8 protein-coding genes and 1 pseudogene are annotated in these 12,053 nt (G+C 63.9%); 4 read left to right on the top strand and 5 right to left on the bottom strand.

Features of this window, described 5'->3' with window-relative positions; all coding sequences use genetic code 11:
- Window positions 1-302 precede the first annotated feature (302 nt).
- From VRZ08_RS22310 to VRZ08_RS22300, 3 genes are all read right to left on the bottom strand, one after another.
- Window positions 303-2,453 carry a methyl-accepting chemotaxis protein gene (locus VRZ08_RS22310; protein WP_414533942.1) on the bottom strand — a complete coding sequence of 717 codons (2,151 nt, stop codon included), beginning with the start codon at window positions 2,451-2,453 and terminating at the stop codon, window positions 303-305.
- Between the two features lie 648 nt (window positions 2,454-3,101).
- Window positions 3,102-3,605 carry a response regulator gene (locus VRZ08_RS22305; RefSeq protein ID WP_414533941.1) on the bottom strand — a complete coding sequence of 168 codons (504 nt, stop codon included), beginning with the start codon at window positions 3,603-3,605 and terminating at the stop codon, window positions 3,102-3,104.
- 180 nt (window positions 3,606-3,785) lie between these two features.
- Window positions 3,786-6,137: a phosphoketolase gene (locus VRZ08_RS22300; protein ID WP_414533940.1), complete on the bottom strand. Its 2,352-nt coding sequence runs from the start codon at window positions 6,135-6,137 to the stop codon at window positions 3,786-3,788.
- A gap of 380 nt (window positions 6,138-6,517) precedes the next feature.
- On the opposite strand from VRZ08_RS22300, the gene VRZ08_RS22295 reads away from it, so the two are divergent.
- Window positions 6,518-7,168, top strand: a complete 651-nt coding sequence (locus tag VRZ08_RS22295) for a BON domain-containing protein (protein WP_107346508.1) — start codon at window positions 6,518-6,520, stop codon at window positions 7,166-7,168.
- A 46-nt stretch (window positions 7,169-7,214) separates the two neighbouring features.
- Here the strand turns inward: VRZ08_RS22295 and VRZ08_RS22290 are convergent, their stop codons facing one another.
- Window positions 7,215-8,654 (bottom strand): serine/threonine protein kinase, encoded by a 1,440-nt coding sequence (locus tag VRZ08_RS22290; RefSeq protein WP_414533939.1) that lies wholly within the window; start codon window positions 8,652-8,654, stop codon window positions 7,215-7,217.
- Window positions 8,655-8,657: 3 nt separating this feature from the next.
- Window positions 8,658-9,398 carry a metallophosphoesterase family protein gene (locus tag VRZ08_RS22285; RefSeq protein ID WP_414533938.1) on the bottom strand — a complete coding sequence of 247 codons (741 nt, stop codon included), beginning with the start codon at window positions 9,396-9,398 and terminating at the stop codon, window positions 8,658-8,660.
- A gap of 221 nt (window positions 9,399-9,619) precedes the next feature.
- Here VRZ08_RS22285 and VRZ08_RS22280 point away from each other — a divergent pair, with 221 nt between their 5' ends.
- From VRZ08_RS22280 to VRZ08_RS22270, 3 genes and pseudogenes are all read left to right on the top strand, one after another.
- Entirely contained in the window at window positions 9,620-10,048 is a 429-nt protein-coding gene (locus VRZ08_RS22280; RefSeq protein WP_164572331.1) for a hypothetical protein, read from the top strand.
- 156 nt (window positions 10,049-10,204) lie between these two features.
- Window positions 10,205-11,902 carry a magnesium-protoporphyrin IX monomethyl ester anaerobic oxidative cyclase gene (gene bchE / locus VRZ08_RS22275; protein WP_107343654.1) on the top strand — a complete coding sequence of 566 codons (1,698 nt, stop codon included), beginning with the start codon at window positions 10,205-10,207 and terminating at the stop codon, window positions 11,900-11,902.
- A pseudogene (locus VRZ08_RS22270) lies at window positions 11,874-12,053 on the top strand (bacteriochlorophyll 4-vinyl reductase); the annotation flags it as partial. The gene bchE and the pseudogene VRZ08_RS22270, both read left to right, overlap by 29 nt.

Raw genomic sequence — 12,053 nt, 5'->3', positions numbered from 1 at the left:
GAAAAATATTGTCCAATATCTTCGCGTTGTTCGGCTCCTGCTCAAACCGGACCAACTGGTTGTCAACCGTGTCCAGGCTCTCGAAGGTCTCCGTCAAAAACTCACGAAGAAGATCGTCCATACGCGTTACGCCTTTCGCCTACACACCGGTGACCGCAGGACCCGCGGCCCTTCCACTCGACGAGCGGAATTTATGTCCATTGCCAGCCATATCCGGCGGTGGCCTACGCTCTCGTTAATTTTGCGGCACGTAGGAGTACGAGCCATTCGCGATCGTGCCTCCACCCGGAGACGGACCGCGCTCACGCGGCCCGTACGGTGCTGAGAAAGCGGCTAACCTCGGTCTTCAGCCGGTTGCTGTCGTGCGACAGCGCCTGGGCGGCCGCCAGCACCTGAGAGGACGCCGATCCGGTTTCGGCAGCGCCCTGGCGGACGCTGGCGATATTCGAGCTGACCTCGATCGTGCCGTGCGCAGCCTGCTGAACGTTGCGGGCGATTTCTTGCGTTGCAGCACCCTGCTGCTCGACCGCCGACGCTACCGTCGACGCGATTTCGGCCATCCGGTCGATCGTCACGCCGATTTGCCGGATCGCCGCGACGGATTCCTCGGTCCCCGCCTGGATGCCGGAGATCTGCTGGCTGATATCGCCGGTCGCCTTGGCGGTCTGCTCGGCGAGGATCTTCACTTCCTGCGCGACCACCGCAAAGCCGCGCCCGGCTTCGCCGGCCCGCGCCGCCTCGATGGTGGCGTTGAGCGCCAGCAGATTGGTCTGGCCGGCAATGTTGTTGATCAGTTCGACGACCGCGCCGATCCGCCCCGCAGCCTGCGACAGCTCGCTCACGCGATCATTGGTGTGCCGCGCCTGGTTGACGGACTCGACGGCGATCCGCGCCGACTCCTGCACTTGGCGGCTAATCTCGCTCACCGACGACGACATCTGCTCGGTGGCCGAGGCGACCGACTGCACGTTCGAAGCCGCTTGCTCCGACGCAGCCGCCACCGCGACCGTCAGGTCCTGCGAGCGTTCGGCAGTCGCGGTCAGCGAACTGGCCGAGGCTTCCAATTCGGTCGAGGCCGAGGAGACGGTTTCGATGATCTCACCGACCGCAGCTTCGAACTCGTCGGCCAGCCGCTGCATGTCGCGCTTACGCTGCAAGGCGATCCGCTGCGCGGCATCGTTCTCCTCCTGGCGGCTGAAGAACAACTGGTTCTGCATCGCCTGGATGTTGCGCAGCGCGACGCCGGCCTCGTCGTCACGCTCGATCACCACCCGGCTGTCGAATTTACCCTGCGCGATATTGCCCATCACGGTGTTGAGCCGCTGCAGTGGAACGGTGATCGCGCGGGTCGTGAACATGCCATTCAAGACGCCGAGGATCAGGCCGATCACCAGCAGCGTGACCGAGATCACAAGCATGGTGACGTATTCCCGCTGGCCGCTGGTGTATTCGGCGCGGGCGCCCTGCACCTGCATCGCCACCAGCTTGTCGAGCTCGGTCTTGGTCGCCTTGAACAGCTCTTCAGCGCGGCCGGTCATCAACTCACCAAGCCGATCGAATTCTCGGGCCGCCACCATCGCGATGCCAGGGCTGACCACTTCGTTGAAATAAGTCTGCCGCGCCGCCGCGAACTTGCCCGCAAGCGCCTTTTCATCTGCCGACAGCCGCGTCGTCGTGTAGTCCGCGAGCAGCTTGTCGGAGCGTTCGCGGTTGGTGGCGATGCGGCCGGCGACGTCGCGGATTTGCTTGCCGACTTTGGCGCGAACCACCGCGCCGCGCAGCGCCATCGCATCGTCAAGGAGACGCTCGTTGATTTCGGCGAGCTGCCCCAGCGGGACGGCGCGATCCTCATAAACCGACTGCAGGCGCTGATCCATATTGTGGACCGCAAAGATGCCGGCAGCGCCGATGATCATCATGATCACCGCCTGCACCGCCACCATCGTGGTGAGTCGCGAGCGCAACGTCCGGGTGAACATCCCGAGCCGGCCAAGCCAGGACTGCCGCCGGATGATGCCGTCGTCGATTCTGTAGCCGTGCGCCTTGTTGTTTCGCAGCAAGCCATAGACGTGCTCGGCTTCGGCGCGCTGATCGGCCGGCAGCTTGGTCCGCACCGACATGTAGCCGGTGACTTGGCCGTTCTCCCACAGCGGAGTCGCGCTTGCGAGTACCCAATAGAACCCGCCGGACTTACGCCGATTCTTCACGGCGCCGACCCACGGCCGCCCCGCCTTGAGCGTATCCCACAGATTCTGAAACGCCTCCGGCGGCATGTCGGGATGGCGCACGATGTTGTGCGGCTGTCCCATCAGCTCCTGCTCGCTGAAGCCGGACGCGATGACGAACTGATCGTTGAAATAGGTCAGCTTGCCTTTGACGTCGGTCTTCGAAACGATCAGCGTGCCGTCGTCGAGCAAATATTCGTCGTCGGTCACAGGCAAGTTCTTCCGCATTTCAAACTCCAAACACCACCGAACCTGAGGGCTCGGGCAGACGAGATTATTGTTGTTGAGGTGGGGCTATCGTGGGATCGAGCGCGGCTCGGACGTCGACCGGCATGGCCAGACCGCTCGCGCGGGTCGTACAACCGGCGCGTGAAGCATTCCGAAAACAGGATCCCGGATTTGCCGGCCTCGCATTCAGTCCAATTTCAGACTTCGCGCCAACAGCCGGATCAAACCGTGAATGGCCTCGTGCAATCACCAGGATCGAACACGAAGGCGGCAATCAACTTTTGGATGACAATCGACATTTCACACCTTCGGCTCGACCTGCTCGGCTGCACCGACTATTCACGACCGGTGATCGAAGCAGGATCCTGTGCGACCGTCCGCAGATATCGCCGGACAGTTACTTGGTATGAGCAAGAGGATAGGAACCCAATTCTATCCTATTCGTAAAACTGTCTGAAAATACGATCGATTTGCCGTTTACGGCGGATCGGTGCGGTTGCAGAGCGTCACGATGAGTTAAGCGCAGTCACAAATCGAGCAACAGCTAAGACCAACGTCGTAGCCAGCCCTGACGGCTGTCCGGGAGATGCCTACACGAACGACAATCACCTCAAACGCCAAAGCGAAGCGAACCGGCGGCGGAAGCGCTCAGCTGTTGCGCTCGAAGCGGGGGCCGCAGACCTCGCCCCACGAATGCACGATCGGCAGGCCGGCCACCGTGCTGCGCAGATTGGCGAGCGAGATGCGCAGTGCGGCGAGATCGATCGGCTTCGGGAAGCTCTGCAGCAGCTCCATGCCGAGTGATCGCGCCAGATCGCGCGAGGCACGGCGATGCTGCGAGCTCATGCCGCTGATCACGATCATCGGCCCTTCGTACTTCGCCGCCGCCATCGCCCGCATCACGTCGGCGCCGTCGCCGTCCTCCAGCTTCAGGTCCAGCGTGACACAGTCGAAATGCTTGTCGCGGATCAGGCCGATGCCTTCAGCGCAGGACGCGGCGTGGGTCACCGCGTAGCCGGCCTTCTCCGCCGCACCGGCAATCAGCATGCGCTGCACGGCATCGTCATCGATCACCAGCAGATTGAGCAGGCCGAGCAGCTTGTCGGCGTGGACACCGTCCTGCCCCGCCTCGGTTCGCTCTTCACGACGCATCACTCGGCTCCTACCCCCGTCACACGATCGACGAGCGATAGCGAGGGTGCTGCAACCGTCGGTTAATGCGAAGAGGCAATGCGCCGGGACAGCGCATTGCCATGCACGGGTGGTTGACGGTGCCTTGACCGGACCGGCGCAATTGTTCGGGTCGCGCCGGCCCCTGGCATCGCGCGCGGATCAGGCCGACCAGCGCCAGTCGCGAACCTCCGGCAGATCGTCGCCATGTTCGCCGATATACAGCTTGTGCCGCTGCATCGTCGCCCAGTAGCGCGAGGTGGCGGCGTCGCGCTGATCGGCGAGCCGCGGAATCCGCAGGATCGCGTCGAGCGCCAGGCGATAGCGATCGAGGTCGTTCAGCACCACCATGTCGAACGGCGTCGTCGTGGTGCCCTCTTCCTTGTAGCCGCGGACGTGGATGTTGACGTGGTTGCGGCGGCGATAAGTCAGCCGGTGGATCAGCCACGGATAGCCGTGGAAGGCGAAGATCACCGGCTTGTCGGTGGTGAACAGCTCGTCGAAGCGGCGGTCGTCCATGCCGTGCGGATGCTCCGAGCTCGGCTGTAACACCATCAGGTCGACGACGTTGACGACACGGATCTTGATATCCGGCACGTACTCCCGCAGCAGCTTGACCGCAGCCAGCGTCTCGACCGTCGGCACGTCGCCGGCGCAGGCCATCACCACGTCGGGCTCGCCCTCGTCGCTGGCCCAATGCCAGATCCCGGCGCCGGCTGTGCAATGCCGGACCGCGGCGTCGATATCCAGCCACTGCCATTCCGGCTGCTTGCCGGCGACGATCAGGTTGACGTAGTTGCGGCTGCGCAGGCAGTGGTCGGCGACCGACAACAGGCAGTTCGCATCCGGCGGCAGATAGATCCGCACCACGTTCGACTTCTTGTTGGCGACGTGGTCGATGAAGCCCGGATCCTGGTGCGAGAAGCCGTTGTGATCCTGGCGCCAGACGTGCGAGGTCAGCAGATAGTTCAGCGAGGCGATCGGCTTCCGCCACGGGATCGTGGCGCAGGCCTTCAGCCACTTGGCGTGCTGATTGAACATCGAGTCGACGATGTGGATGAACGCCTCGTAGCACGAGAAGAAGCCGTGCCGCCCGGTCAGCAGATAGCCTTCGAGCCAGCCCTGACACAGATGCTCGCTGAGCACCTCCATCACCCGGCCGTCGGGGCCGAGATCGGTGTCGACGTCCTCGATCGCCGCCATCCACTCCTTCGGCGAGACTTGCAGCACCGCATCGAGACGGTTCGACGCGGTCTCGTCCGGTCCGAACAGCCGGAAATTCTGGCTGTCGAGGCTGTTCTTCATGACGTCGCGCAGGAAGGTGCCGAGCACCCGCGTCGCCTCGGCCTTCAGCGCGCCTGGCCCGGTCAACGTCACCGCGTAGTCGTGGAAATCGGGCAGCGACAGCGGTTCGAGCAGTTCGCCGCCATTGGCGTGCGGATTGGCACTCATCCGGCGGCGGCCTGTCGGCGCCAGCGCCTGCAGCTCGTCACGCAGCTTGCCGGTGGCGTCGAACAGTTCCTCAGGCCGATAGCTGCGCATCCAGTCCTCGAGCAGCGTCAGATGCTCGGGATTCTTGAAGTCCGCGATCGGAACCTGATGGGCGCGCCAAGTACCCTCGACCGGCTTGCCGTCGACCTGCCTGGGACCGGTCCAGCCCTTCGGGGTCCGCAGCACGATCATCGGCCAGCGCGGCCGCTCGGTGGCGCCGTGGTTGCGCGCCTTGTCCTGAATCGAGCGGATCTCGCCGAGCACGCGTTCCAGCGTCGCAGCCAGCGTCTGGTGCACCACCGCCGGATCGTCGCCTTCGACAAAGTATGGCTCGTAGCCATAGCCGCGCATCAGATCGGTCAGTTCCTGCGGCGTGATCCGCGCCAGCACGGTCGGGTTGGCGATCTTGAAGCCGTTGAGATGCAGGATCGGCAGCACCGCGCCGTCACGCGCCGGATTGAGGAACTTGTTGGAGTGCCAGCTGGTCGCCAGCGCACCGGTCTCGGCCTCTCCGTCGCCGACCACGCAGGCGACGATCAGATTCGGATTGTCGAACGCCGCGCCATAGGCATGCGCCAGCGAGTAACCGAGCTCGCCCCCCTCGTGGATCGAGCCGGGCGTTTCCGGCGAGACGTGGCTCGGCACGCCATGCGGCCAGGAGAACTGCCGGAACAAGCGCTGCATGCCGTTGCGGCTGCGCTCGATCGCCGGATAGCGCTCGGTGTAGGTCCCTTCCAGATACGCGTTGGCGACCAGACCCGGCCCGCCGTGGCCGGGGCCGATGATGTAGATCATGTCGAGGTCGTGCGCGGTGATCAGCCGGTTGAGATGCACGTACAGCATGTTGAGGCCGGGAGTCGTGCCCCAGTGCCCCAGCAGGCGCGGCTTGATGTGGTCGAGCTGCAGCTTCTGATCGAGCAGCGGATTGTCCTGCAGATAGATCTGTCCAACCGACAGATAGTTCGCGGCACGCCAATAGGCGTCCATCTTCTGCAATAGATCGTTCGACAACACGTCGGACATCATCATCTCCAGATTATCAGTCGAGGCGCGCCAGGGCGGCGCAGATGCAGGACCGGTGCCCTGCAGGCGGGTTCACTTCCACGTCACACGGTGCGGCGCGCCCCCGCGCACGGCGATGATGGCTGCAAACAATGTCAGCTTTGCGTGACATAGTCATGCGCGAACGCAACGCAATGTGAGCAATCATGCAGCAATCGAGTGCCGATTGCCGCACACCAGCACGCAGCCGGATCAATGACAGTGCCGCGACGCACCGACCCCGCTGAGGTTTGATGCGGATCAATCGCAAAGGTTGGATCTCGTTGATTCTGATCAATGTGTTTGCAGCGCCAGCAACCAAGATGCCGCGCGTCAGCGTAGCGGTACTCTTGAGGCCACGAATGTCCGAGTCCCAGCTTCGTCAAAACATCCTTGACGAGTTCGAATTCGATCCGAGCTTCAACAGCGGCCACATCAAGGTTGCTGTCGAGGCCGACAGAGTGATCCTCAGTGGTCACGTCATCAGCTACGCCGACAAGGTCGCGGCGATCGCGGCGACGCGTCGTGTCAAAGGCGTGCACGCGATCACCGACCATCTCGAAGTCCGCTCGCCGTTCAATCGCGCCGCCGACGATCAGATCGCCCAGCGCGCCTGCGATCTGCTCGAATGGAACGTGCTGGTTCCGTCGAGCTCGGTCGACGTTCAGGTCGAGAACGGCTGGCTGACGCTGAGCGGCACGGTCGATTGGCACTTCGAGCGCGCCGCCGCCGAGGACGATGTCCGCAAGCTCGCCGGCGTGATGGGCGTCACCAACAACATCGTCATCAACAATCCGCTCGCCGATCATTCCTGCATCCGCGACAAGATCGAGTCGGCGCTGCGCCGCCACGCCGAGATCGGATCGAAGACCATCCGTGTCACGGTGAAGAACGGCAACATCGTGATCCTGGAAGGCCGGGTCGATACCTGGGACGAACGTCGGGCGGCGCAAAATGCCGCATGGTCGACTCCGGGCGTAGCAGCGGTCGATGACCGCTTGATGATCAACTGACCAGCGTTTCCCGAACCTATTGGGCTTTAACGAATCCTGAGCAGGATCACGCATCCTGCGCGGCCGCACGCGACGCGCTGCGCGGCGGCGCAACTTGCGCTTCGCGCACGATTGTCACCGTGCAGCCGGCTTCGCTGGCGACCTTGGCCGAGACGCTGCCGAGCAGCGAGCGCAGCACCGAGCTGCGCCGCGCACCGATCAGGATGTGATCGACACGGCTGGCCTGGGCGAATTCCAGAATCGCCGACGCCGGATCGACCGCCTCAAGCACGTGCACGGTAAGGCGGTCGTCGGAGAGCTTCAGCGGTTCGGCCCAATGCCGAAGCTGCACCAGGCGATCGACGTGCTTGTTGTGGCCGTGCTCGTCGAGCGTCCGATCGATCGTCATGCGGCCGAGCTTGAGCACGTTGAGGCAGGCGAGCCGCGCCGACGGCAGCGTGGCGAGGATGCGCGAGGCAGTGGTGCGGAGCGCATCGTTGAGCGGCCCGGAGCCTTCTGCAACGTCGATCGCCACCGCCACGATCGGCGCCGACGCCAAGTGAGCCGCCATCGTTTCCACAGCGCGGGGCCGGGTCAGCTCCTTGTTGAAGCGGCGGCGCAGCACGGTGCGCAGCGGATCGTGCTTGAGCTTCTCCGAGCGCGTGGTCAGCTTCACCTCGGTCGGATGGGTCAGGTCGAACACCAGTTGCGCGGCGGTCGGATAGCGCCACTCGGGCTGGATCTCCAGGCAGCGCAGCACGATCTCCTGCAGCCACAGCGGATAGTCGGGGCGCAGCTTGCGCGGCGGATGCGGATCGCGCCACAGCCGGCGGCGCATGCCGTACATCGTCTCGGTCTCGCCGAACGGCCGCATCCCAGTGGTGAAGAAATACAGCAGCACGCCGAGCGCAAACAGATCGCTGCGCGGCTCGTCGCGCACGCCGAGCAGCCGCTCCGGCGCCATGTAGGGCGCGGTGCCGAACGGCAGGCGAAACTCTTCCTGCATCAGGTCCGGCAACTGATCGCTGCAGGCCAGTCCCATGTCGAGCAGCACCGCCTCGCCGCTCGGGCGGAACATGATGTTGCTCGGCTTGATGTCGTGATGGATGACGTGCTGACGATGCAGGTCGGCGATCGCGGTCGCGATCTTGGCCGCGATGGCCACGGCCTCGTCATAGGGCAGCGGAAGCTCCGGCAGCCGCGCGAGCAGCGGCTCGCCGGCGATGCGCTCCATCACGATGTACGGCTGGGTGGAGAAGTCGCGCATCGCCACGAATTTCGGAACGTGCGGCCCCGACAGCCGTGGCATCAACATCTGCTCCATTTCGAAGCTGACGATCGCCGCCGGATCCTCGCCCTCGCCCATCCGCGGGGTCTTCATCACCATCGGCATCGGATCGCCGTCGCGCCGCACCTTGAACAGCGTCGCCATGCCGCCGCGATGGATCGCTTCCTCGATGGTGAAACCATCGAGCGTCGAGCCGGGCTCGAAGGAAGGCTGGTCCATCCTCTAGCGCCCCACCAGCAATCTGTCGGCGAGCCACAGCGGCAGGCCGTTGTCGCGAATGCGCCGCGCCGCCTCGCTGGCGTCATACGCCACCCGGCAATAGGTCAGCTCGTGCTTGACGGTGTTGTAGAGCGCGTAGGCCGCGGCCGGATTGCCGTCGCGCGGCTGCCCGACCGACCCAAGCACCGCATGCCACTGCCGCCCCGGCAACAGGTGCACCGGCACGTCCGTCGTCGGCACGAAGGTGGTCATCTTGCCGGTGACGGAGAGCGAATACAGCGCCGGCTTGTGGACGTGACCGCAGAAGGTGACGTGCGCCGACACCGCCTGCATGCTGCGGGAGGCGATCGCGGTGTCGGTGACGTAGATCCAGGACTCCGGACGCGTCGCTTCCGAATGTACGAACAGCAGGCTGTGCTCTTCTTGCCGCATCGGCAGATCGGCGAGGAACTTGCGCTGCGCCGAATCGAGCTGGCCGCGCGTCCATTCGATCGCGGCCTCCGCTTCGGCATTCATCTGCACTTTTGGATTACCGATCGCGGCATCGTGATTGCCGAGCACCGCGACCGCCCCGTCGGCGACCAGGTCGCGAACGGTGCTGACGGTCCAGTCCGGGTCGGCGCCGTAGCCGACGTAATCGCCCAATAGAACGACGCGCTCGATGCCGCGCTCGCGCGCATTCGCAAGGCATGCGGTAAACGCCGGCCGATTGGCGTGAATGTCGGCAAAAAGCCCCAGCAGCACCGCGCCCCCTCCTGCTTCCTTTACCGCCCCCGCAGGGGCGTCTTCCCATCGTCGTTATGGCGCCGGCACGTGTCCGCCTCAGGCGAAAATTCGCACGGCCCGGCCGGAGTTTACGGCCTGTCTTTGATCGATCGCAACCGCGTTGCACTCCTTGATCCAGCGCAATGGGAGGCGCGTGCTTGTATGAGTATATCGCCCGGCAAGTTGCGTTGGAGGCGCTCATGACCGCACCCGGCAAGCCGACAAGAAATGCGCCCGTGACAGAAGCCGTCGCCGACGTCGTCCGAGAGTGGGAAGAGATTGCAGGAAGTCCGAGCGAGCTCGAAGCTTTCGGCTTGGCCATGGCCAACATGGTCAAGGACCTCGGACTGTCGCCAGCCGAAGTTCGCGCGCTTGCGACCAAGGGGACCAGCGCCAAGGAGTTACCTTGCCTGCTCGAAGCGCTGCGCATCAGCATCCGTGCGCTCGCCGAAAAGGAGCCGATGCTACTTAACGATCTGCGGCGCACCTGCGCCGTGTGTGAGCACAAGCAGGAGTGCGACGCCGATATCGCAGCCGGTACGCTGATCCCCGGCTATCAGCGCTACTGCCTGAACGTCGATACGCTGGACGCTCTCAGCCACGACGCCAACTTCGTAGCGGAGTCGTGATTCCCTCCGATCTGCGCGGCACTACTTGCCGCGATTTCTCAGCGGCGAAACGCGGACGCGTCTCGCCGAGTACCAAAGCACCATTCGTTTGATCTGCGTCAACAATCGTTGACATCGCACATGTCATCGTTTCTTGACAATCATGGGAGAAAGTCAGTGCGCATCCTTCTCATTCACCCGAATTACCATTCCGGTGGCGCGGAGATCGCCGGCCACTGGCCGCCGGCATGGGCCCCCTATCTGGCGGGCGCGCTGAAGGCGAACGGCTTCACCGACATCAAATTCGTCGATGCGATGACCGAAGAGATCTCCAATGAGGGTCTCGCCAAGATCATCTCCGACTATCAGCCCGACCTGGTCGGCGCCACATCGATCACCCCCTCGATCTACGCGGCCGAAGAAGCACTGAAGGTCGCCAAGCAGATCAACCCGAAGATCGTCACCATGCTGGGTGGCGTGCACGCGACCTTCATGTATCAGCAGGTGCTGAGCGAAGCACCGTGGGTCGACGTGATCGTCCGCGGTGAAGGCGAAGAGATCGTCGTCGAGCTGGCGCGCGCCGTTGCCTCGGGCAACTGGCCGGCGAACCGCTCCGAGATCAAGGGCCTCGCCTACACCGAAGGCTCCAATGGCGAGAGCCAGATCGTCGCCACCGCGGCGGCCCCGACGGTCAAGGACCTCGACGCCATCAAGCCCGACTGGGGCGTGCTCAACTGGAATCTGTATCGCTACATTCCGATGAACACCCGCGTGGCGATCCCGAACATGGCGCGCGGCTGTCCGTTCACCTGCTCGTTCTGCTCGCAGTGGAAGTTCTGGCGCGACTACCGCGTCCGCGACCCGAAGAAGGTGGTCGACGAAATCCAGGAGCTGGTCGAGAAGTACGACGTCGGCTTCTTCATCCTTGCCGACGAAGAGCCGACCATCAACCGCAAGAAGTTCATCCAGTTCTGCGAAGAACTGATCGCGCGCGGCCTGAACAAGAAGGTGCAGTGGGGCATCAACACCCGCGTCACCGACATCCTGCGCGACGAGCAACTGCTGAAGTTCTACAACGAAGCCGGCCTGATGCACGTGTCGCTCGGCACCGAAGCGGCGGCTCAGCTCAAGCTCGACCTGTTCAACAAGGAGACCAAGATCTCCGACAACAAGAAGGCGATCCGCCTGCTCCGCGAAGCCGGCATCGTCGTCGAAGCCCAGTTCATCGTCGGTCTCGACTCCGAAACCCCGGAGACGCTGGAAGAGACATACCGCATGGCGATGGACTGGAAGCCGGACCTCGCCAACTGGTCGATGTACACCCCGTGGCCGTTCACTCCGCTGTTCAAGGAGCTGTCCGACAAGGTCGAGGTGTTCGACTTCGCCAAGTACAACTTCGTCACGCCGATCGTGAAGCCGGCGGCGATGGAGCGCGGCGAACTGCTCGACCGGGTGATGAACAACTATCGCCGGTTCTACATGTACAAGGCGTTCTTCTCGTATCCCTGGTCGGGAACGGGACGCCGGCGCCGCTACCTGCTGGGCTGTCTGAAGGCGTTCCTCAAGGCCGGCTTCGAGCGCAAGTTCTACGACCTCGGCCGCGTCGGCTATTGGGGTCCGCAGTCGAAGAAGAAGGTCGACTTCCAGTTCGACACCACCCGCAAGATCTCGCACGCGCAGATGGCGGACTGGGAAGCCAACGCCGACCGCTCCCGCAAGGCGGCGGCCTCGCAGATGGCCATCGTCTCGGCCTGCGGCGGCGGCACCGAGCAGATGGAGGAGAGCGAAGCCGATGCCAAGGCAGCACTCGCCAAGACCGTAACCAGCCGCATGGCGGATACCACCCATGACGCAGGTTCGGCGACCCGTCACTGACGTGGAGACGCATTCGTCGGTGTCCGAAATCGGACCCAATGCCGTCATCCAACTGATCCACGCGCTCGACGCGGCCGGCCTCCAGCCGGCCGCGAAGGAGATCTTCTCCGAGGCGGCGGCGAGCGACAGGCACGCCGCACCGCCCTACGCG

The organism is Rhodopseudomonas sp. G2_2311, from assembly GCF_047501505.1.
Lineage (GTDB): Bacteria > Pseudomonadota > Alphaproteobacteria > Rhizobiales > Xanthobacteraceae > Rhodopseudomonas > Rhodopseudomonas palustris_H.
This window is presented reverse-complemented; position numbering and strand designations above follow the sequence as displayed.